The following is a 21,020-nucleotide window of genomic DNA, read 5'->3' as shown; positions in this document are numbered from 1 at the left end:
GGGGTCGAGTCGGTGCGTCTTGCACGGACCGCGGGCAGATCGCGCAACCTGGATCAAGAACGCCGGACCCGTCCTGGCCGATGATCGACTCATGCCCGCCACCGACACGTTCGCCCAGTTCGTGGACCAGCTCGCCGAGGCCCTGGACGACCACGAGCTCAGTGCCGAAGAACGGGCCGCGCGGCTGCACTTCTCCCGCTACCACCTCGACCGGATGATCCGGTCGGTGGCTGGCGAGCCGCCCCAGGCGCTGCGACGCCGGGTGCTGCTCGAGCGCGCCGCCTACCGGATGGTGACCACCACGGCACCGCTGATCGACATCGCGGTCGAGGCGGGCTACGGCTCGCACGAGGCGTTCACCCGGGCGTTCGCGCGGGCGTACGGCGTCCCACCGGCGACGTGGCGTCGCAGGCCCGGCCAGATCCGGATCGCCGCGCCCAGCGGCGTCCACTTCCACCCACCCGGCAGCCTCCGGCTGCCCGCACGAGAGACGGTGACCGCGATGGACCTGCTGACGAAGATGGTCGAGCACCACGTGTGGCTGACCGGCGAGATGATCCGCGTCGCCGGACGCCTGAGCGACGAGCAGCTCGACGAGGTGATCGAGCTCGACGTCGACGAGGACCGGCAGACCATCCGCTCCCTGCTGTCCCGGCTCGTCGGACAGATGGGCATGTGGAACGCCGCGCTCGCCACCCGCGACTACGACTGGTCGGTGGAGGAGCACGAGACGCTGGCCTCCCTGCGCGAGCGCTTGGCCGTCGAGGCCCCGACGTACCTCACTCACGTCCGCGAGGTCGTTGACGCGGGCCGACTCGACGACACGTTCGTGGACGCACTGTGCGAGCCCGCCGAGGTGTTCACGTACGGCGGGATGATCGCCCACGTCCTCACGTTCGCGGCCCATCGCCGCACGCTCGTGGTGCTCGCGCTGGGCCGGCACGGCGCGGACGAGCTGGGCTGGGGCGACCCGATGCTCTGGGTCGCGCAACCCGCCTGACTCACCCGTCCGTGACAATGTCCGGGTGGACGTCGCCCTCTTCCTCGTCGCGCTGGCCGTCGGTGTGCTCGCCGGCGTGGTCCTGGCGCGCCGGCTGGGTGTGCCGTCGCCCCTGCTCCTGGTCGTCGTCGGCGGGGGCGCGTCGTTCCTGCCGTTCGTCCCGCAGGTGCACCTCGAACCCGACATCGTCCTGATCGGTCTGCTGCCGCCACTGCTGTACGCCGCCGCGATCTCGTCCTCGCTGGTCGACTTCAACACCTACCGCCGGCCGATCCTGCTGCTGTCGGTGGGTCTGGTGCTGTTCACGACGGCCGGCGTGGGCTGGTTGGTGCACGCGCTGGTCCCCGGTGTCTCGTGGCCGGTGGCTTTCGCGCTCGGCGCGGTGGTGGCGCCCCCGGACGCGGTGGCGGCGACCGCGATCGGGCGCCACATCGGGCTGCCGCGCAAGATCGTGACGATCCTCGAGGGCGAGTCGCTGTTCAACGACGCGTCCGCGCTGGTGCTGCTGCGCACCGCACTCGCTGCGGTCGCTGCCACCGGGACGGTCCGGCCGTGGGAGATCGGCCTCGACTTCGTGATCGCAGCCGCCGGCGGGGCGGCGGTCGGGCTGGTGGCCTACTGGCTCGCGGCCTGGATGCGGCGGCGGATCACCGACCCCTCCGTCGACGTCGCCCTCTCGCTGGTGGTGCCGTTCACCTGCTACATCGTCGCCGAGGAGATCCACTCCTCGGGCGTGATCGCCGTGGTCGTGGCCGGGCTCCTCCTCGGCCACCGGGCGCCCGTCCTGCAGACCGCCCAGTCGCGGATCGCCGAGCGCATCAACTGGCGCACGATCGCGTTCCTGCTCGAGAACACCGTCTTCGCGCTGATCGGCCTGCAGACCCAGTGGCTGGTGCAGGACCTCGCCGACAGCGACCTGAGCGCGGCCCGGATCGCGACCGTCTGCCTGGCGACCCTGGCCGCGGTGATCGTGCTGCGGCTCGTGTGGGTGTTCGGCTCGCGCTGGGTGCTGTTCCGGCGCCCGCGCAACCGCGAGGGCGGCTACGGGGCCCCGCCCTGGTCCTTCATGTTCCTGCTCGGCTGGGCCGGCATGCGCGGTGTGGTGACGCTCGCGGCCGCCTTCGTGATCCCCCCGAAGACCGAGCACCACGAGGTGCTGCTGATGGCGGCGTTCACCGTCGTGGCCGGGACGCTGCTGCTGCAGGGCCTCTCCCTGCCGTGGTTCGCCCGCCGGCTCCGGGTCCCGTCGCCGGACCCCCTCGACGACGCCCTCGCCCGCGCGACCCTGCTCCAGCAGGCGTCGAAGGCCGCGCTCGAGGAGCTCGACGGGCTCGAGTACGACGACCAGGCCGGCGTCGTCGACCTGATCCGGCAGCGGCTCGACCAGCGCAACTTCGCCGCCTGGGAGCGCCTCGGCACCCAAGCCAACCAGGAGTCCCCGGCCGCGCTCTACTACCGGATCCGCACCCGGCTCATCGACGCCGAGCGCCGCCGGATCCTCGAGATCCGGGGCGACGGGCAGGTCCCCTCCGAGGTCGTCGCCGACGTCCTGGCGATGCTCGACGTCGAGGAGTCCATGCTCGACAGTGCCGAGCAGGAACGCGACGAGACCGCGGCGTACGCCGCCCGCCGCTGGCAGATCGGCGACCTCTGCGACGACCTGGAGCGCTACCCCGCGGTCGACGAGCCGCCGGCGACGTACTGCCAGGCCTGCCTCGACGAGGGCACCCGCTGGGTCGCGCTGCGGCGGTGCCTGGAGTGCGGGAACGTCGCCTGCTGCGACTCCTCGCCGCGGCAGCACGCGACCGAGCACTTCCACGACAGCCAGCACCCGGTGATGCAGTCCGCCGAACCCGGCGAGGACTGGCGCTGGTGCTACGTCCACCACCTCACCGCCTGAGCGTCACGCTGCCTCGACGCGGTCGTCGCCGCCGATGAATGCGGCGACCCGGGCGATCACGGCGGGGTCGCGCAGGATGCGGCGGTGCCCGAGCCCCTCGGTGCTCACCAGCCGGGCGTCGGGCAGGGTCTCGACGAACGCCTGGGCATCGGCGTACGCCGTCTGGCGGTCACCCACGTCGTGCACGACCAGGGTCGGGACCGGGCCGGCGTGCTCCGCCTGCACCCGGGCGTCGAAGTCCGCCACGGGCACCCCGACGAGCCGGTCCACCGCTCGGTCGAACGCCCGACGGGTGCGCGGGCCGAAGCCGAGAGCGGCCTGGAACCCATCGAAGAGGCTCTCCGCCTCGACCATCGGCGCCACCAGAACCAGGCGACGGGTCCCCAGCCATCCGAAGCGCAGCGCCAGGTACGTCGCGATCGTCCCCAGCGAGTGGGCCACCACGGCCTCGGCCGGGCCGAACCGTGCGGCGACCGCGTCCAGCGCCCGGCCCAGCTCGACGCCGTGCGTCCGCCGGGCACCGGCCGGCCCGGGGTCGGAGTCGCCGTGCGCAGGGCCGTCGAACAGCACCACTCGATGGCCGCTCGCGACCAGGGGCTCGACGAACCCGGACAGCTGGGTGCCGCGTCCGCCCCAGCCGTGCACGAGGTAGACGACCGGCCCCGTGCCCCACACGTGGCCGCGGACGGCGGCACCCTGCGCGGTGACGGTGAACGCCTCGCCGCCCGGGGGGAGCGGCGTCGCCGCCAGCGTGGGCGGGACGGTGAACCACAGGTCGCAGGCCCGGCGGCCCGTGACCTCGGGGGCGAACCGGTCGCCGAGCCGGAAGACTCCGCCGAGCGCCAGGTTCTTGATACGAACGATCGTGCTTTTCTGTGAGGATGAGAAGGTCATGCCGGATCTGCCTTTCGGGAGGGTTCAGCGTGCGCGGGCGTGCTCGAGGATCGCCTCGAACGCCGTCCGGACGTGGTCGGCCGCGTGCTCGTCGCCGAGCAGCCGAGCGAAGTGATGGAAGCCGAGCGTGAGGGCCTGCAGCTCGAAGGCGACCTGGCGTGGGTCGACCTCGGGCCGGAGGTCGCCCTCGGCGATCGCCGTCTCGGTGACGGTCGCGATCGTGTCCAGCCAGTCGCGCTGGTCGGCGACCAGGGCGTCGCGCATCGGCCCCGGCTGGTCGTCGAACTCGATCGAGCCGGTGACGAAGATGCAACCGCCCGGCAGGGCCTGGGTCTCCCAGACGAGCCACCGCTCGAACAGCTCGCGGAGGCGCTTCTCGCCGCGGGGCACAGTGAGCGCGGGGCGAACCGTGGTGTCGACGAACTTGCGCCGGGCGTGGGCGAGCGTCTGGAGCTGGAGCTGCTCCTTGGACTGGAAGTGGGCGAACAGGCCGCTCTTGCTCATGCCGGTCCGCTCGGCGAGGTGACCGATCGAGAGCCCGGTGAAGCCGACCTGCGACGCGACGGCGAGCGCCTCGTCGAGGATCGCGGACTTCGTCTCCTGGCCCTTGCTCACGTCGTCACGATAGAACGGTCGTGCTTTTCTGGGAAGCCGCGTCTCGCGCGTCGACTTCGTCGCCGCGCGGGCCGCGGATCGCTCTTGGGTCGGTCTCACGACGGTGTGGTTGCGGTCGGCGCGTTGGCTGCGGGCCCCGCGGACGTCCCAAGACGTCAACGAAGCGTGGGTCCGAGGGCTCGAAAGGTATGGCGCCTTGTGGTGACCACAGGTCGGTGCCCTCTCGATGGGCGGCAACTCGACCGGAGTCGGTCGGGTCAAGGGCGGCGACGCCGCCGAAGGGAACCACGAGCCGGCCGGTGGAGGACAAGCAATGACGCCAGCGGGAGGATACCGCTCCCAGCCATGAGCGACGGGAGAGCGCGAACCGGCGCGCCTTGCCCGCACGCCAACGCGACGTCGTGCAGCGTGAGGGCGTCAGGCGAGCATCGTGTGGACGGCGAGACCCGCGACGACCACGGCCGAGACCAGGCCGGTGACGACGTGGGCGCGCTGCCCGGTGGCGACCCGGCCGAGGGCGGCCCCGCCCCCGGCGAGCACCAGCTGCCACGACGCGCTCGCCGCGAACGCCGCGGCCACGAAGACCGCGCCCTGGACCGGTCCGGTCGTCAGGTCCTGGTTGCCCAGCACGACGGCCGCGAAGTACACGACGGTCGTGGGATTGACCGCGGTGATGCCGAGGAACAGGGCGTACGCCGCGGCCGGGCTCATGGTCGACGCCTGCCGGACGCGGCCGGCCCGGCCGAGCGCGTGGACCGCCGTGAGCGCGGCGATCGCGAGCAGCACCACGCCGGACGCGATCTGCAGGCCGTGGGCCACCGGAGCGAGGGCGTCCGCCACGGCCGCGCCGGCGATGACCGCGAGCAGTGCGTAGCCACCGTCGACCGTGGCGACGCCCAGGGCTCCGGCCGCACCGACGCCGACCGACGTACGCGCCGAGAGCGTGACGAGGAACGCCCCGACCGCGCCGATCGGGATCGCGATCGCCCAGCCGGTGACGAGACCGGACAGGACCACACTGAGCAGGTCCGAGCTGGGCACGGGACCGATCGTCCCAGCGGACTACCGTGCAACGCATGCGCATTACGAAGTTCGGCCACGCCTGCGTCCGGCTCGAGCACGACGGCACGACGGTGGTGCTCGACCCGGGTGTCTTCACCGACGTCTCCGCCGTCGACGGCGCGGACGCGGTGCTGATCACCCACGAGCACCCCGACCACTACCTGCCCGCGCACCTGCTCGCGACCGACGCCCCGGTGTTCACGATCGAGGCGGTCGCCGCCAAGATCCGCGAGGACTCACCCGCGGTCGCCGAGCGGCTGACCGTCGTCGCCCCGGGGGAGGCGTTCGACGTCGGCGTACCCGTGCGTGCGATCGGTGAGCTGCACGCGGTGATCCACCCGGAGTACCCGCGGATCACCAACAGCGGCTACGTCCTGGACCTCGGCGGGACCAAGGTCTACCACCCGGGCGACGCGCTGACCGAGCCCGGCGAGGACGTCGACGTACTGTTCTGCCCGGTCTCGGCGCCCTGGATGCGGGTCTCCGAGGCGATCGAGTTCGCCCGCGCCGTGAAGGCGCCTCGCAACCTGGCGATCCACGACCGGGTCTACAGCGAGGCGGGGCTCGGCATCGCCGACACCCACATGAACGTGTTCCTGCCGAAGGACGGCCTGGAGTACGTGCGCCGCGCCGACGGCGAGGACCTCTAGCCGCGTCTGGCGTGTCGGCTCCGCCGCCACGCCGGCCGCGGATCGCTCTTGGCTTGACCTTCCGACGTCGTGGTTACGGTCGGCGCGCCCCGGTCAATCCGCTGTGAGGGCGTCGCGTACCGGCACGAACTTGGCCTGGGCCTCGGCGAGCTCGGCCTCGGGGTCGGAGTCGGCGACGATGCCGCAGCCGGCGAACAGCCGCACGGTGGCGCCGTCGAGGCGGGCCGAGCGCAGGGCGATGCCCCACTCGCCGTCACCGGAGGAGTCCATCCAGCCGACGGGGCCGGCGTAGCGGTCCCGGTCCATCCCCTCGATCTGCGAGATCAGCGCGGTCGCGACGGGGGTCGGCGTGCCGCCGACGGCAGCGGAGGGGTGCAGCGCCTCGGCGAGCTGGAGCGAGGAGACCGTCGCGGCGTCGTGGACGACCCCGGCCACGTCGGTGGCCAGGTGCATGACGTTCGGCAGGTGCAGGACGAACGGCGCCTCGGGGACGTTCATCGAGGAGCAGTGCGGCTCCAGCGCGTCGGCGACCGACCGGACGGCGTACTCGTGCTCCTCGAGGTCCTTGGAGGACCGGGCGAGGGTCGCCGCCAGGGCCAGGTCGCGCTCGTCGTCGCCGGTGCGGCGGATCGTGCCGGCCAGCACCCGCGAGGTGACCAGCCCGCGCTCACGGCGGACCAGCATCTCGGGGGTCGCGCCGAACATGCCGTCGACGTGGAACGTCCAGCACATCGGGTACGTCGCGGCGAGCCGTCCCAACGGCCAGCGCACGTCGATGGGCTCGGTGGCCGTCGCGATCAGGTCGCGCGCGAGCACGACCTTCTCCAGGTCGCCGGAGCTGATCCGCGCGACGGCGTCGGCGACGACCGACATCCACTGCTCGCCGTTCAGTGCCCCGTCGGCGAAGCTCACGGACGAGGGCGCCGACGGCGGCTCCGCGGCGGCGATCGGGTCGGTGACCTCCCCGACGGTTGTCAGCCAGGTCAGGTCGCCGCGCCTGCCGACGACCACGCGGGGCACGACCAGGATCGAGTCGCCGGGCTCGTCGGCGAAGGCGAACGAGCCGAAGGAGACCAGGCCGGTGCCGGGCTCGTTGACCTCGTCGTGCACGGACGCCCGCGCGATCGTCTCGCTCCACCACTTGCCGGCGTCGGCGAACCGGGTGTCGCCGTGGGTCCGGACCTCGGCGGCGACGCCCCAGCCGACGAGGCCGTCGCCACGTCGCAGCCAGGTCACCGGGCGGTCTGCGGGCACGAGGGCGAGCAGGCTCGCGGCCTGGTCGAGGTCGAGGGCGACCGTGCGGACGACCAGCGCGTCCGCCGGGGCCGGCGAGGCGTCGCCGGGCGTGGGGCTGCTCGTCACCCTGCGAGGGTACTCGCGGACCCCGCCGGAGCCCGCACCCACGGGCGGGGTACCGTCCCCCGACGTGAGCAGCCGCACGTCACCGGACCGGACCTCCACCTGGGTGGGCATCGCCGTCGGCGTGCTCTTCCTCGGTGTGGTCGCCGCCTTCGCCATCGGCCTGCCGAAGGCGGTGGGCGACGAGGAGCCGACCAGCCTGACCCTGCCGGACACGCTGCCGGGCGGGTACGCCGCGGCCGACGACCCGGCGTCCTTCGCGAAGGGCGACTACGCCGACCAGGCCGACTCGATCGCCGGGCAGGAGAAGTCGAACTCCGACTACGGCAACCGGGTCCTGCCCGACGTGCTGGGTCATGCCGCCGCGACCCGTACCTACGTGCTGGACGGGTCCAAGGCCGTGTTCGTGCAGGTCTTCGCCGCCGAGGGCGGCGCCTTCGCACCCAACAGCGTGCCCGACCCGAAGGCCTCCGGCGGTGCCCCGGCCACCGAGATCACCGCCGTGGGCGACGGGGTCTGCATCCTCAGCTACGGCCAGGGCTCGACCGGCACCGACCAGGCCGACCCGGTGTTCAGCCAGTGCCAGGTCACCCGCCACGGCCTCACCGCCCAGATCGGTGCCTCTGAGGTGGACGCCGAGGACCTGGTCCACACGGCCGACACCCTGCTCGACGAGCTCTGACTCCGGGCTGAGAGCCCCTCAGGACCAGTACACGACGACCGCGTCGCCCACACGGACCTGCGAGAACAGGTGGACGAGGCCGTCGTAGTCGCGCACGTTCACGCAGCCGTGTGACGCGCCGGCGTACCCCACCGTGGCGAAGTCCGAGGAGTAGTGCACGGCCTGGCCGCCGGAGAAGAACATCGAGTACGGCATCGAGGACCCGTAGAGCCGGGACACGTGGTCGGCGTCCTTGAGGTAGACGTGGAACAGGCCCTCCCGGGTCGGGGTGCTCGAGGCGCCGAACCGCACGTCGAGGGTCTGCTGGACGGTGCCGTCGACGACCCAGCGCAGCGTCGAGCTGGTCTTGTCCACGCAGAGGACGCGGCCGGTCCGGCAGCGCGGGTCGAGCGCACCCGGAGTGTTGCCCCGGTTGTGGAGCTCGGCGTCCGTCGGCGTGGAGGTCATCGCCCGCAGGCGGTCCAGGGTGCGCTGGTCGACCTCGCCGGTCACCGGGATCTCGCGCTTGGCCTGGAAGCCGCGGACCGCCGCGGTGGTGACGTCGCCGTACACGCCGGTCACGTCGGTGTTGAACCAGAAGATCTGCTTCAGCCGGGCCTGCAGGTCACGCACGTCGTCGCTCTGGTCGCCAGGACCGAGGAGCCGCGGACCCGGCTCGAGCGTCGGCGTGCGGGTGGGGGTCGGAGTCTGTGCCGGCGTGGGCGTCGAGGTCGGTGTCGAGGTCGGCGTCGCGGTGGGCGTCGAGCCCGGAGCGGCGGTCGGGGTCGACGTGGGCGTCGGGGTCGAGGTGGGCAGGTGCCCGGCCGTGGGGACCGATCGGGGGTCGGATGCGGCGGGCCGTGCCGAGGAATCGTCCTCGAGCGCGTAGCCGGCGACGAACGCGACCGCGCACAGCAGGGCCGCGACCGCGGCAACGAGGAACAGGCGACGCGCGAGGAGCATGGAGCTCTCCAGGGGAAGTAGACGAGTCCGACACGAGGGTGACTCCCGGCGAGGGCGTTCGGTTGCAGCCGCGCGGGCGGAACCTCTGGTCGTGACCAACCTGTGACCTGGACGGTGGGGGCGGGTGGACGGTTCGGGCGGTGTGGTGGGGCCGTAGCCTGTGCCCGTGGTCCGCGCAGAGCTCGACAAGCAGCCGTACGACGTCCGCCGCATGTTCGACGCGGTGGCCCGGCGCTACGACGTCACCAACGACGTCTTGTCCCTGGGGCAGGACCGGAGGTGGCGCAAGGAGGTCATCGCCGCGGTCGACCCCCAGCCCGGCGAGCGGGTCCTCGACCTCGCCGCCGGCACCGGTACGTCGAGCCAGCCGTTCGCCGACCGCGGCGCGACCGTGGTGCCCTGCGACTTCTCGCTGGGGATGCTCCGCGTCGGCAAGCAGGCCCTGCCGCACCTGCCCTTCACCGCCGGCGACGGCACCCGGCTGCCGTTCGCCGACGGCACGTTCGACGCCGCCACGATCTCCTTCGGGCTGCGCAACATCGTCGACCCCCTAGCCGGGCTGCGCGAGCTGCGCCGGGTCACCCGCCCAGGTGGCCGGGTCGTGGTCTGCGAGTTCAGCCACCCGACGTTCGCGCCGTTCCGCACCGTCTACCTCGAGTACCTGATGCGGGCACTGCCGCCGATCGCCCGGGCCGTCTCCTCGGCTCCGGACGCGTACGTCTACCTCGCCGAGTCGATCCGCGCCTGGCCCGACCAGGAGGGCCTGGCGGCGATGCTGGGGGAGGCCGGATGGCAGTCGCCGCAGTGGCGCAACCTGTCCGGCGGCATCGTCGCGCTGCACCGCGCGACCCGCTGATCGGGCCTACCCGCCGGTAGCCGCCACGGGCTTCTCTGGGCCCATTTAGGGCACGTCCGCGTTCGTAAAATGCCCTGGTCAGCGGGCGTTTCGGAGACTGCTTCCTGCTTTGCCCACCCTCGCGTGCGGACCGCCGAACGGAATGGTTAACTGTGTGGCGCGCCTCCTCGTGATCGCATTCACAAAGTCACAAACGGGCCCGCTGGTGAGGGGCCACCCCGGCGCAGCGGCACAGCTCTAGAAAGGCGCGGCATGGATCTCTACACGCCTGTGGTCGTCCTGGTCGTCCTCGCGACGCTCTTCGGACTCGGCGGGGCGGCGATGGCCTTCCTGATCGGCCCGTCGCGGTACAACCGGGTCAAGCTCGACTCCTACGAGTGCGGCATCGAGCCGACTCCGCAGCCGATGGGCGGCGGGCGGTTCCCGGTGAAGTACTACATCACCGCGATGCTCTTCATCGTCTTCGACATCGAGATCGTCTTCCTCTACCCGTGGGCCGTGCAGTTCGACGAGCTGAAGTTCTTCGGGCTGGTCGAGATGGTCCTGTTCATCGCCACCGTCTTCGTCGCCTACGCCTACGTATGGCGCCGCGGCGGCCTGGACTGGGACTGAGGGTCGTGATGTCCGCACCCTGCCTGCGTTCTCTTCGGTCGGCGGCCGCTCCGCTTCGCTCCGCACCAAGGCCGCCTTCCCTCGTCGGCCTTGGCATGGCACGAACCTCACGACCCTCAGCTGGAGGATTGCTCCATGGGAATTGAAGAAAAGCTCCCGGCGGGAGTCCTGCTCTCGACCGTCGAGGGCCTCGCGGGCTACATGCGCAAGGCGTCCTTCTGGCCGGCGTCCTTCGGCCTCGCCTGCTGCGCCATCGAGATGATGACCAGCGGCGGCCCCAAGCACGACCTCGGCCGCTTCGGCATGGAGGTGTTCCGCGCCAGCCCGCGCCAGGCGGACGTGATGATCGTCGCCGGCCGGGTCAGCCAGAAGATGGCCCCGGTCGTCCGGCAGATCTACGACCAGATGCCCGAGCCCAAGTGGGTGCTCGCCATGGGCGTGTGCGCCAGCAGCGGCGGGATGTTCAACAACTACGCGATCGTCCAGGGCGTCGACCACATCGTGCCCGTGGACATGTACCTCCCGGGGTGCCCACCACGTCCGCAGATGCTCATCGACGCGATCCTCAAGCTGCACGACAAGGTCCAGCACACCAAGCTCGGCGCCCACCGGGTCGCCGAGATCGAGGAGCTCGAGTCGGCCGCCCTCAAGGCGCTGCCGACCTCGGAGATGAAGGGTCAGCTGCGGTGAGCGACTCCAGCGACGTCAAGCCGGACCCGAAGGGTCCCGAGCAGGCGGCGACCGACCAGTCGCCCGAGAACGTCCCCGCCCCCGCGGGCGAGGTGCACCAGGTCGGTGAGCGCCACGGCATGTTCGGCGTGCGCGGCACCGGCGACACCAGCGGGTACGGCGGCCTCCAGCAGGCCATCGTGCTCCCCGGCGACGCCCAGCGTCCCTACGGCGGGTGGTTCGACGAGGTCGCGGACGGGCTGGAGGCGGCGACCCGCGACGCCGGACTCGAGATCGCGGCTCCGCGGGTGGTGATCCACCGCGGTGAGATCACCTTCCACCTGCGCCGCGAGGACCTGCTCCCCGTGGCGCAGGTGCTGCGTGACGACGAGCGGCTCCGCTTCGAGCTCCTCTCCGGAGTCAGCGGCGTGAACTACCCCGACGACTCCGGGCGCGAGCTGCACGCGGTCTACCACCTGCTCTCGATGACTCACAACCGCCGGATCCGGCTCGAGGTCGCTGCCCCTGACGCCGACCCGCACATCCCCTCGGTCGTGTCGGTCTACCCGACGGCCGACTGGCACGAGCGCGAGACGTTCGACATGTTCGGGATCGTCTTCGACGGGCACCCCGCGCTCACCCGGATCCTGATGCCCGACGACTGGCCGGGCCACCCCCAGCGCAAGGACTACCCCCTCGGGGGCATCCCCGTGGAGTACAAGGGCGGTACCGTCCCGCCGCCGGACCAGCGCAGGAGCTACAACTAATGGCTGATCAGGACCTCTACTCCGGCACCAGCGAGACCAGCGAGGGCCGGGTCTTCACGGTCACCGGGCAGGACTGGGACCAGATCGCCGACGGCCTCGCCGAGGAGGAGGGCCAGGAGCGCATCGTCGTCAACATGGGCCCGCAGCACCCCTCGACCCACGGCGTGCTGCGGCTCATCCTCGAGCTCGACGGTGAGACGGTCACCGAGGCCCGCGCGGGCATCGGCTACCTCCACACGGGCATCGAGAAGAACATGGAGTACCGCTCCTGGACGCAGGGCGTCACGTTCTGCACCCGGATGGACTACCTGAGCCCGTTCTTCAACGAGGCGACGTACGTGCTCGGCGTCGAGCGGCTGCTCGACATCGAGGACCGCATCCCCGAGAAGGCGTCGGTGATGCGGGTCCTGCTCATGGAGATCAACCGCATCGCCTCCCACCTGGTCTGCATCGCCACCGGCGGCATGGAGCTCGGCGCCCTCACCGTGATGACGATCGGCTTCCGTGAGCGCGAGCTGTGCCTGGACCTCTTCGAGCTGATCACCGGCCTGCGCATGAACCACGCGTTCTTCCGCCCCGGCGGCGTCGCCCAGGACCTGCCCCCGGGCGCCCTGGACGAGATCCGCGGCTTCGTGGCCCTGATGAAGAAGCGGCTGCCGGAGTACGCCGCGTTCTGCAACGCCAACCCGATCTTCAAGGGCCGCCTCGAGGGCATCGGGCACCTCGACATCGAGGGCTGCCTCGCGCTCGGCATCACCGGCCCCGTCCTGCGCAGCACCGGCTACCCGTGGGACCTGCGCAAGACCCAGCCGTACTGCGGCTACGAGACCTACGACTTCGACGTCCAGACCTGGGACACCTCCGACTCCTACGGCCGGTTCCGGGTGCGGCTCAACGAGATGTGGGAGTCCCTGCGGATCATCGAGCAGGCAGCCGACCGGCTCGCCGGCCTCGACGGCGCCCCGGTGATGATCGACGACAAGAAGATCGGCTGGCCCAGCCAGCTCGCGATCGGCAGCGACGGCATGGGCAACAGCCTCGACCACATCCGCCACATCATGGGTGAGTCGATGGAGGCCCTGATCCACCACTTCAAGCTGGTGACCGAGGGCTTCCGGGTCCCGGCGGGCCAGGCGTACGTGCCGGTGGAGTCGCCCCGCGGCGAGCTCGGCGCCCACGTGGTCTCCGACGGCGGCACCCGCCCGTTCCGGGCGCACTTCCGCGACCCGTCGTTCACCAACCTGCAGGCGACCAGCGTGATGGCGGAGGGCGGCATGGTCGCCGACGTCATCGTCGCGATCGCCTCCATCGACCCGGTCATGGGAGGCGTCGACAGATGAGAGCCACCCCACTCAGTTCTTCGCTCCCCCGCTTCGCTCCTCCGCGAACAACTTCGCAGGGACCCCGGAAGGCCACGAGTTGATGCTCAGCGAAACCACATTCGGCGAGCTCCGCGAGATCGCCGCGCGCTACCCGGAGCCGCGCAGCGGGCTGCTGCCGATGCTCCACCTCGTGCAGTCGGCCGAGGGCCGGATCACGCCCGAGGGCATCGAGGCCTGCGCCGAGCTGCTCGGCATCACCGCGGCCGAGGTCAGCGGGGTGGCGACGTTCTACACGATGTACAAGCGCCGTCCCGTCGGCGACTACCACGTGGGCGTCTGCACCAACACGCTGTGCGCGGTCATGGGCGGCGACGCGATCTTCGAGCGGCTCAAGGACCATCTCGGGGTTGGCAACGACGAGACGACCGAGGACGGCAAGATCACCCTCGAGCACATCGAGTGCAACGCGGCCTGCGACTACGCGCCGGTGATGATGGTCAACTGGGAGTTCATGGACAACATGACCCCGGAGACGGCGATGCAGATCATCGACGACCTGCGCGCCGGCACCGAGGTCCACTCCACCCGCGGACCGCGCATCGTGACCTGGCGCGAAGCCGAGCGGGTGCTCGCCGGGTTCCCCGACGACCTCGCCGACGAAGGCCCCGCGGCCGGCCCCGCCTCGCTCGTCGGGCTCGGCCTGGCGCGCGAGCGCGGCTGGAAGGCGCCCGCCGCCGGCCAGGACGGATCGAGCCACAGCGTCGCCGACGAGCCTCACCAGGCCGCGGCCGACGCGAGTCCGCCGCAGTCCGAGAACGCCACGGTCGAGAAGGAGAGCGGCACGTCCGAGACGGCCGCGGAGAAGGGAGAGGCGAAGTGACGGACACGCTCACCCCCGTCCTCACCGACAACTGGGACCAGGAGCGCTCCTGGACGCTCGCGGCGTACGAGCAGCGCGGCGGCTACCAGGCGCTCGACAAGGCGTTCTCGATGGAGCCTGGCGCGGTCATCGACGCGGTCAAGGAGTCCGGACTGCGCGGCCGTGGCGGCGCGGGCTTCCCGACCGGCATGAAGTGGGGCTTCATCCCGCAGGACAACCCCAAGCCCAAGTACCTCGTGGTCAACGCCGACGAGTCCGAGCCGGGGACCTGCAAGGACATCCCGTTGATGATGGCCAGCCCGCACACGCTGGTCGAGGGCGTGATCATCAGCTCCTACGCGATCCGCGCCAACAAGGCGTTCATCTACATCCGCGGCGAGGTGCTCCACGTGATCCGCCGCGTGCAGCGGGCGGTCCAGGAGGCCTACCTGGCCGGCCACCTCGGCACGAACATCCACGGCTCCGGGTACGACCTCGACATCGTGGTGCACGCCGGTGCCGGCGCCTACATCTGTGGCGAGGAGACCGCACTGCTCGAGGGCCTCGAGGGCCGTCGCGGACAACCCCGGCTGCGCCCGCCGTTCCCCGCGGTCGCCGGCCTCTACGCCAGCCCGACCGTGATCAACAACGTCGAGTCGATCGCCTCGGTCCCCAGCATCATCGCCAACGGGCACGCCTGGTTCGCCTCCATGGGCACCGAGAAGTCCAAGGGCGTCGGCATCTTCTCGCTCTCGGGCCACGTCAAGCGGCCCGGTCAGTACGAAGCGCCGCTGGGCATCACGCTGCGGACGCTGATCGACCTCGCCGGCGGCATCCGCGAGGGCCACCAGCTCAAGTTCTGGACCCCGGGCGGGTCCAGCACGCCGCTGCTGACGGCCGAGCACCTCGACGTACCTCTCGACTTCGAGGGCGTCGGCGCCGCCGGCTCGATGCTCGGCACCCGCGCGCTGCAGATCTTCGACGACACCACCTGTGTGGTGCGGGCGACGCTGCGGTGGACGGAGTTCTACAAGCACGAGTCCTGCGGCAAGTGCACGCCGTGCCGCGAGGGCACGTGGTGGCTGGTCCAGGTGCTCACCGCTCTCGAGAAGGGCCAGGGCACCGAGGACGACCTCGACCTGCTGCTCGACCAGTGCGACAACATCCTCGGCCGGTCGTTCTGCGCGCTCGCCGACGGGGCGGTCAGCCCGGTCGCGAGCTCGATCCAGTTCTTCCGCGACGAGTACGTCGCGCACCTCACCCATGGCGGCTGCCCGTTCGACCCGGCGGCGGCCACCGTCTTCGCACCTGCCGGAGCCACAGCATGAGCACACCCGACAAGGCCGCGGACAACCTGGTCACCGTCACGATCGACGGCATCCAGACCAGCGTCCCCGCGGGCACCCTGGTGATCCGGGCCGCCGAGCGCGTCGGCGTCCAGATCCCGCGGTTCTGCGACCACCCGCTGCTGGCGCCGGTCGGTGCCTGCCGCCAGTGCCTGGTCGACATCCCCGACGCCGGCAACGGCCGCGGCTTCCCCAAGCCGCAGGCGTCCTGCACGCTGCCGGTGGCCGAGGGCATGGTCGTCAACACCCAGGCCACCAGCCCGGTCGCCGACAAGGCACAGCAGGGGATCATGGAGTTCCTCCTGATCAACCACCCGCTGGACTGCCCGGTCTGCGACAAGGGCGGCGAGTGCCCCCTGCAGAACCAGGCGATGTCCAACGGCCGGGGCGAGTCCCGGTTCACCGGCTACAAGCGCACCTACCCCAAGCCGATCAACATCTCCGCGCAGGTGCTCCTCGACCGCGAGCGTTGCGTGCTGTGCGCGCGGTGCACCCGCTTCTCCGAGCAGATCGCCGGTGACCCGTTCATCGCCCTGATCGAGCGCGGCGCCCTGCAGCAGGTCGGCATCTACGAGCGCGAGCCGTTCGAGTCCTACTTCTCGGGCAACACGATCCAGATCTGCCCCGTCGGTGCCCTCACCAGCGCCGACTACCGCTTCCGCTCCCGCCCGTTCGACCTGGTCTCGACGCCCTCCGTCGCCGAGCACGACGCCTGTGGGTCCGCGATCCGGGTGGACCACCGGCGCGGCAAGGTCATGCGCCGCCTCGCGGGCAACGACCCCGAGGTCAACGAGGAGTGGATCACCGACAAGGACCGCTTCGGGTTCCACTACGCCACCGAGGACGACCGGCTGACCTACCCGCAGGTGCGCGACGAGGACGGCTCGCTCCGCCCTGCGTCGTGGACCGAGGCCTTCGCCGTCGCCGCCCGCGGACTGCGTGAGGCCGGCTCGGTGGGCGTGCTCACCGGTGGCCGCGTGACCGCCGAGGACGCCTTCGCCTACAGCAAGTTCGCGCGCGTCACGCTCGGGACGAACGACGTCGACTTCCGCTCCCGGCCCCTCTCGGCCGAGGAGACCGCGTTCCTCGCTGCCGAGGTCGCGCTGCGCGGCCCCGGCAACGGCGGCGTGACGTACGCCGACCTCGAGTCCGCCAAGACGGTGGTCCTCGCCGGACTCGAGCCCGAGGACGAGGCCGGCATGATCTTCCTGCGGCTCCGCAAGGCGTCCAAGGCCGGGACCCGCGTGGTCTCGATCGCGCCGTACGCCTCGCGCGGCCTGGCCAAGATGAGCGGCCAGCTCGTCCGCACCGCCCCTGGCGGCGAGGCGACCGCGCTCGACAGCCTCACCTCCCACGCCGAGTTCGGCATCGACTCGACCGCCGTGATCCTGGTCGGCGAGCGGCTCGCGACGTCGCCCGGCGCCCTGAGCGCCGCGGCCGGACTGGCTGCCCGCACGGGCGCCCGGCTCGCCTGGGTGCCGCGTCGCGCCGGTGACCGCGGGGCGATCGAGGCCGGCTGCCTGCCCAACCTGCTGCCCGGTGGTCGGCCGGTCGCCGACGCCGCCGCCCGAGTCGACGCCGGTGCCACCTGGGGTGTGGAGTCGCTGCCCGAGACGCCCGGCCGCGACGCCGACGCGATCGTCGCCGCGCTGCGCTCCGGTGAGCTCGCCGGGCTCGTGGTCGGCGGGGTCGACCCCGACGACACGGCTGACCCGGCCGCGACCCGCGCCGCGCTCGAGGCCGCCTCGTTCGTGGTCGCGCTCGAGCTGCGCGAGACCGAGGTGACCCGCCTCGCGGACGTGGTCTTCCCGGTGGCCCCCGTCTCCGACAAGGCCGGCACGTTCGTCACCTGGGAAGGCCGCCCCCGGCCGTTCCCGGCGGTGTTCTCCAAGCCGACGTCGCTGCCCGACCTCCGCGTCCTGTCCGGGATCGCCGAGGAGCTGAGCGCTCTCGGTACGGGCAGCCCGCTGGGCTTCCGCACCGTCGAGGAGGCCCGCTCCCAGATGGAGGAGATGGGCCCCTGGGACGGTCAGCGTGCCGGGTTCGACGGGTTCGAGACGGCTGTCGCCTCGAGCACCGACGGGCTCGCCCTGGCGACCTGGAAGCTGCTCGTCGACAACGGCTCGATGCAGGACGGTGACAAGGCCTACCGGGCCACCGGTCGCCAGCCTGTGGCGCGCCTGAGCCGGGCGGCGTACGACGCCGTCGGCCCGACCGTCACCCTGACCGGTGACCGCGGCTCGGTGACGCTGCCGGCCGAGCCCGCCGACCTCGACGACGGCGTGGTCTGGGTGCCGGCGAACTCCTTCGGCAACGGGGTGCTGGCCGACCTGGCCTCACCCGGCAGTCGCGTGACCGTCGCGAAGGGATCTGACTCATGAGCGCCCTGCTCCCGGCCATCCTCCCGCTGGAGGCCGACGACCTCTCGCAGTTCGGGCACGACGCCTGGTGGGTGATCGGCCTCAAGGCCGTGACGATCCTGGTGCTCCTGCTGCTGCTGACGCTGTTCAACATCTGGTTCGAGCGACGCGTCGTCGGACGCATGCAGCACCGGCCGGGTCCCAACGTCAACGGCCCGTTCGGCCTCCTGCAGTCGCTCGCCGACGCCCTCAAGCTGATCTTCAAGGAGGGCATCATCCCGAAGGCGGCCGACAAGGTCGTCTACCTGGTGGCCCCGGTGATCGCGGTGATCCCGTCGTTCGTGACGTTCTCGGTGATCCCGTTCGGGCCCGAGGTGAAGATCCCGTTCACCGACACCCGCACCCCGCTCCAGCTCACCGACATGCCGGTCGCCGTGCTGTTCGTGATGGCGATCGCCTCGATCGGCATCTACGGCATCGTGCTCGGCGGCTGGTCGAGCGGCTCGACGTACTCCCTGCTCGGCGGCCTCCGCTCGAGCGCCCAGATGATCTCCTACGAGGTCGCGATGGGGCTCGCGCTGGTCGCGGTGTTCCTGTACGCCGGCTCGATGTCGACCTCCGAGATCGTCGCGGCGCAGGACAACCTGTGGTTCGGGCTGGTGCTCGTGCCGTCGTTCGTCATCTACATGATCGCGATGGTCGGTGAGACCAACCGCGCGCCGTTCGACCTCCCCGAGGCCGAGGGCGAGCTGGTCGGCGGCTTCCACACCGAGTACTCCTCGATGACGTTCGCGCTGTTCTTCCTCGCCGAGTACATCAACATGGCCACGGTCTCCGCGGTCGCCACCACCCTGTTCCTCGGCGGTTGGCACGCGCCGTTCTGGCTCGACCACGCGTGGGCGGGCGCCAACGAGGGCTACTGGCCGGTGCTGTGGTTCCTCGGCAAGGTGATCTTCTTCGTGTTCATCTTCATCTGGCTGCGCGGCACGCTGCCCCGCCTGCGCTACGACCAGTTCATGGCGTTCGGCTGGAAGCGGCTGATCCCGGTCTCGCTGGTCTGGATCGTCGCGGTCGCCACGATCCGCGCGATCTCGCTCGACGGCGGTGTCGACCGGCAGTACCTCCTGATCGGCATCGGCGTGCTCGCGGTGCTGTTCCTGGCGCTGTTCTTCTTCGGTGGTGAGACCGAGGACGAGTCGACCGCCCCCGCCGCGGCCCTCGCCGGGGCGTACCCCGTCCCGCCGATGCCCACCGGCGGCCCGGTCCGCGGCGCGGCCCAGCCGCTGACGTTCGACCGTCGTTCGCCCGTCACCGCGACCAGCTCGCAGTCGACATCGCAGTCCACGTCACAGCCCAGCGCCACCACCGGCGGCGCGGGGGAGGAGATCTGATGGCTGGCCCATCCGAGTCCAAGAGCCTGCGCGAGCAGTTCTGGGACCCCATCGCGGGGTTCGGGGTGACCTTCCGGACCATGTTCAAGAAGGTCGTCACCGAGCAGTACCCCTTCGAGAAGGTCCCGACCGCACCGCGCTTCCACGGCCGACACCAGCTCAACCGGTGGCCCGACGGCCTCGAGAAGTGCATCGGCTGTGAGCTCTGCGCCTGGGCCTGCCCGGCCGACGCGATCTACGTCGAGGGCGCGTCGAACTCCGACGAGCTCGGCCCCGACGGCGAGTCCGGCCGGTTCAGCCCCGGCGAGCGCTACGGCCGCGTCTACCAGATCAACTACCTGCGCTGCATCCTGTGCGGCCTGTGCATCGAGGCCTGCCCGACGCGGGCGCTGACGATGACCAACGAGTACGAGCTGGCCGACGACAACCGCGCCGACCTGATCTACGAGAAGTCCGACCTGCTGGCGCCGCTGCTGCCGGGCATGGAGCAGCCCCCGCACCCGATGCGGCTCGGCGACGACGAAGGCGCCTACTACCGCGGCGAGTACGCCGCCCCGGCGCCCAGCGCCCCGGCCGGCACGAGCACGGAGGCGGGAGCATGATCGCGTTCTGGATCCTCGCCCCGATCATGGTGATCGCGGCCCTCGGCATCCTGTTCGTGCGCAAGGCGGTCCACGCCGCCCTGCTGCTCGCGGTCGTGATGATGTCGCTGGCGGTGCTCTACGCCGCGCTCGAGGCGCCGTTCCTCTTCGCCGTGCAGATCATCGTCTACACCGGCGCGATCTTGATGCTGTTCCTGTTCGTGGTGATGCTCGTCGGCGTCGATGCCTCCGACTCCGTGGTCGAGACGATCCGCGGTCAGCGGGTCCTCGCGGTGATCGCCGGGCTGGCCCTCGGGTTGGTGCTGGTGCTCGGACTCGGGCAGATCTCGCTCGGCAGCGCGGTCGGCCTCGACAAGGCCAACTCCGGCGGCAACATCGAGTCGCTGGCGAACATCTTGTTCTCCCGCTACGTGTTCGCGTTCGAGACCACCAGCGCGCTGCTGATCACCGCAGCGGTCGGCGCGATGGTGCTCGCCCACCGCGAGCGACTCACCCCCAAGGTCACCCAGGCCTCCCTCACCGCCCAGCGGATGAAGGACTACGCCGACCACGGCGCCCACCTCGGCCCGCTGCCTCCTCCGGGCGTCTACGCCCGGCACAACGCCGTGGACACCCCGGCGCTGCTGCCGGACGGCACGGCCGCGGAGTCCTCGGTGTCCCGGGTGCTCGCTGCCCGTGGCACGGTGCGCTCCGCGCCGGCCCGCGCTGAGGACATCGAGCCGATCCAGGGCCAGATCGGTGGAGCGCCGCACGCCGGCCGCGACGCGGCCGCCCCCGCGACCACGACCGAGGCCGCCCCTGCCACCGGAGAGGACGCCACCGAATGAATGTGACCGCCTACGTGGTCCTCTCGGGGATCCTGTTCACGATCGGCTGTGTCGGGGTGCTCACCCGGCGCAACGCCATCGTGGTGTTCATGTGCGTGGAGCTGATGCTCAACGCCTCGAACCTCGCGCTGGTCGCCTTCGCCCGCCAGCACGGCAACCTCGACGGCCAGATCGCCGCGTTCTTCGTGATGGTGGTCGCGGCCGCCGAGGTGGTCGTCGGGCTCGCGATCATCATGACCATCTTCCGGACCCGTCGCTCGGCCTCGGTCGACGACGCCAGCCTGCTGAAGTACTGAGGTGACTGG

General features: G+C 71.3%; 21 protein-coding genes. 16 read left to right on the top strand and 5 right to left on the bottom strand.

Annotated features, from left to right (window positions below; genetic code table 11):
- Window positions 1–91 precede the first annotated feature (91 nt).
- Both AC3ANS_RS20565 and AC3ANS_RS20560 read left to right on the top strand, forming a co-directional pair.
- A complete protein-coding gene (locus AC3ANS_RS20565; protein WP_488293433.1) occupies window positions 92–1,000 on the top strand; it encodes a helix-turn-helix domain-containing protein in 909 nt (302 codons plus the stop codon).
- A gap of 25 nt (window positions 1,001–1,025) precedes the next feature.
- Entirely contained in the window at window positions 1,026–2,900 is a 1,875-nt protein-coding gene (locus AC3ANS_RS20560) for a Na+/H+ antiporter (protein WP_488293432.1), read from the top strand.
- Window positions 2,901–2,903: 3 nt separating this feature from the next.
- Here AC3ANS_RS20560 and AC3ANS_RS20555 read toward each other — a convergent pair whose 3' ends face one another.
- From AC3ANS_RS20555 to AC3ANS_RS20545, 3 genes are all read right to left on the bottom strand, one after another.
- Window positions 2,904–3,794 carry an alpha/beta fold hydrolase gene (locus AC3ANS_RS20555; protein ID WP_488293431.1) on the bottom strand — a complete coding sequence of 297 codons (891 nt, stop codon included), beginning with the start codon at window positions 3,792–3,794 and terminating at the stop codon, window positions 2,904–2,906.
- Between the two features lie 24 nt (window positions 3,795–3,818).
- Window positions 3,819–4,409 (bottom strand): TetR/AcrR family transcriptional regulator, encoded by a 591-nt coding sequence (locus AC3ANS_RS20550; protein WP_488293430.1) that lies wholly within the window; start codon window positions 4,407–4,409, stop codon window positions 3,819–3,821.
- 417 nt (window positions 4,410–4,826) lie between these two features.
- The gene (locus tag AC3ANS_RS20545) at window positions 4,827–5,450 is read right to left on the bottom strand and encodes a LysE family transporter (protein ID WP_488293429.1); all 624 of its coding nucleotides are present in this window, start codon (window positions 5,448–5,450) and stop codon (window positions 4,827–4,829) included.
- Window positions 5,451–5,485: 35 nt separating this feature from the next.
- On the opposite strand from AC3ANS_RS20545, the gene AC3ANS_RS20540 reads away from it, so the two are divergent.
- Window positions 5,486–6,121: an MBL fold metallo-hydrolase gene (locus AC3ANS_RS20540; protein WP_488293428.1), complete on the top strand. Its 636-nt coding sequence runs from the start codon at window positions 5,486–5,488 to the stop codon at window positions 6,119–6,121.
- A 93-nt stretch (window positions 6,122–6,214) separates the two neighbouring features.
- Here the strand turns inward: AC3ANS_RS20540 and AC3ANS_RS20535 are convergent, their stop codons facing one another.
- Window positions 6,215–7,483, bottom strand: a complete 1,269-nt coding sequence (locus AC3ANS_RS20535) for an isochorismate synthase (RefSeq protein ID WP_488293427.1) — start codon at window positions 7,481–7,483, stop codon at window positions 6,215–6,217.
- A gap of 64 nt (window positions 7,484–7,547) precedes the next feature.
- On the opposite strand from AC3ANS_RS20535, the gene AC3ANS_RS20530 reads away from it, so the two are divergent.
- Window positions 7,548–8,162, top strand: a complete 615-nt coding sequence (locus AC3ANS_RS20530; protein WP_488293426.1) for a hypothetical protein — start codon at window positions 7,548–7,550, stop codon at window positions 8,160–8,162.
- A gap of 18 nt (window positions 8,163–8,180) precedes the next feature.
- Here the strand turns inward: AC3ANS_RS20530 and AC3ANS_RS20525 are convergent, their stop codons facing one another.
- Window positions 8,181–9,104: a L,D-transpeptidase family protein gene (locus AC3ANS_RS20525; RefSeq protein WP_488293425.1), complete on the bottom strand. Its 924-nt coding sequence runs from the start codon at window positions 9,102–9,104 to the stop codon at window positions 8,181–8,183.
- Window positions 9,105–9,270: 166 nt separating this feature from the next.
- On the opposite strand from AC3ANS_RS20525, the gene AC3ANS_RS20520 reads away from it, so the two are divergent.
- The 12 genes from AC3ANS_RS20520 (at window position 9,271) to nuoK (ending at window position 21,011) form a co-directional block, all read left to right on the top strand.
- Window positions 9,271–9,960, top strand: coding sequence for a demethylmenaquinone methyltransferase (locus AC3ANS_RS20520; RefSeq protein ID WP_488293424.1), 690 nt, complete (start codon window positions 9,271–9,273; stop codon window positions 9,958–9,960).
- A gap of 252 nt (window positions 9,961–10,212) precedes the next feature.
- Window positions 10,213–10,572 (top strand): NADH-quinone oxidoreductase subunit A, encoded by a 360-nt coding sequence (locus AC3ANS_RS20515; protein ID WP_488293423.1) that lies wholly within the window; start codon window positions 10,213–10,215, stop codon window positions 10,570–10,572.
- Window positions 10,573–10,707: 135 nt separating this feature from the next.
- Window positions 10,708–11,262: a NuoB/complex I 20 kDa subunit family protein gene (locus AC3ANS_RS20510; protein WP_488293422.1), complete on the top strand. Its 555-nt coding sequence runs from the start codon at window positions 10,708–10,710 to the stop codon at window positions 11,260–11,262.
- Window positions 11,259–12,008 carry an NADH-quinone oxidoreductase subunit C gene (locus AC3ANS_RS20505; RefSeq protein WP_488293421.1) on the top strand — a complete coding sequence of 250 codons (750 nt, stop codon included), beginning with the start codon at window positions 11,259–11,261 and terminating at the stop codon, window positions 12,006–12,008. The genes AC3ANS_RS20510 and AC3ANS_RS20505 overlap by 4 nt, the downstream gene beginning before the upstream one ends.
- On the top strand, window positions 12,008–13,348 hold the full coding sequence (locus AC3ANS_RS20500) for an NADH-quinone oxidoreductase subunit D (RefSeq protein WP_488293420.1): 1,341 nt from the start codon (window positions 12,008–12,010) through the stop codon (window positions 13,346–13,348). The genes AC3ANS_RS20505 and AC3ANS_RS20500 overlap by 1 nt, the downstream gene beginning before the upstream one ends.
- Window positions 13,349–13,430: 82 nt before the next feature.
- The gene (gene nuoE / locus AC3ANS_RS20495) at window positions 13,431–14,210 is read left to right on the top strand and encodes an NADH-quinone oxidoreductase subunit NuoE (RefSeq protein WP_488293419.1); all 780 of its coding nucleotides are present in this window, start codon (window positions 13,431–13,433) and stop codon (window positions 14,208–14,210) included.
- Complete coding sequence (gene nuoF, locus AC3ANS_RS20490) at window positions 14,207–15,517, top strand: NADH-quinone oxidoreductase subunit NuoF (protein ID WP_488293418.1); 1,311 nt, start codon at window positions 14,207–14,209, stop codon at window positions 15,515–15,517. Before nuoE ends, nuoF begins: the two co-directional genes overlap by 4 nt.
- Window positions 15,514–17,916, top strand: coding sequence for an NADH-quinone oxidoreductase subunit G (locus AC3ANS_RS20485; protein WP_488293417.1), 2,403 nt, complete (start codon window positions 15,514–15,516; stop codon window positions 17,914–17,916). Before nuoF ends, AC3ANS_RS20485 begins: the two co-directional genes overlap by 4 nt.
- Window positions 17,913–19,286: an NADH-quinone oxidoreductase subunit NuoH gene (nuoH, locus tag AC3ANS_RS20480; RefSeq protein WP_488293416.1), complete on the top strand. Its 1,374-nt coding sequence runs from the start codon at window positions 17,913–17,915 to the stop codon at window positions 19,284–19,286. Before AC3ANS_RS20485 ends, nuoH begins: the two co-directional genes overlap by 4 nt.
- Complete coding sequence (gene nuoI, locus AC3ANS_RS20475) at window positions 19,286–19,888, top strand: NADH-quinone oxidoreductase subunit NuoI (protein ID WP_488293415.1); 603 nt, start codon at window positions 19,286–19,288, stop codon at window positions 19,886–19,888. The genes nuoH and nuoI overlap by 1 nt, the downstream gene beginning before the upstream one ends.
- Window positions 19,885–20,715 carry an NADH-quinone oxidoreductase subunit J gene (locus AC3ANS_RS20470; RefSeq protein WP_488293414.1) on the top strand — a complete coding sequence of 277 codons (831 nt, stop codon included), beginning with the start codon at window positions 19,885–19,887 and terminating at the stop codon, window positions 20,713–20,715. The genes nuoI and AC3ANS_RS20470 overlap by 4 nt, the downstream gene beginning before the upstream one ends.
- Complete coding sequence (gene nuoK, locus AC3ANS_RS20465; protein WP_284532386.1) at window positions 20,712–21,011, top strand: NADH-quinone oxidoreductase subunit NuoK; 300 nt, start codon at window positions 20,712–20,714, stop codon at window positions 21,009–21,011. The genes AC3ANS_RS20470 and nuoK overlap by 4 nt, the downstream gene beginning before the upstream one ends.
- The last annotated feature ends 9 nt before the right edge of the window (window positions 21,012–21,020 follow it).

This window comes from Nocardia sp. 149-1B, from assembly GCF_057747975.1.
This window is presented reverse-complemented; position numbering and strand designations above follow the sequence as displayed.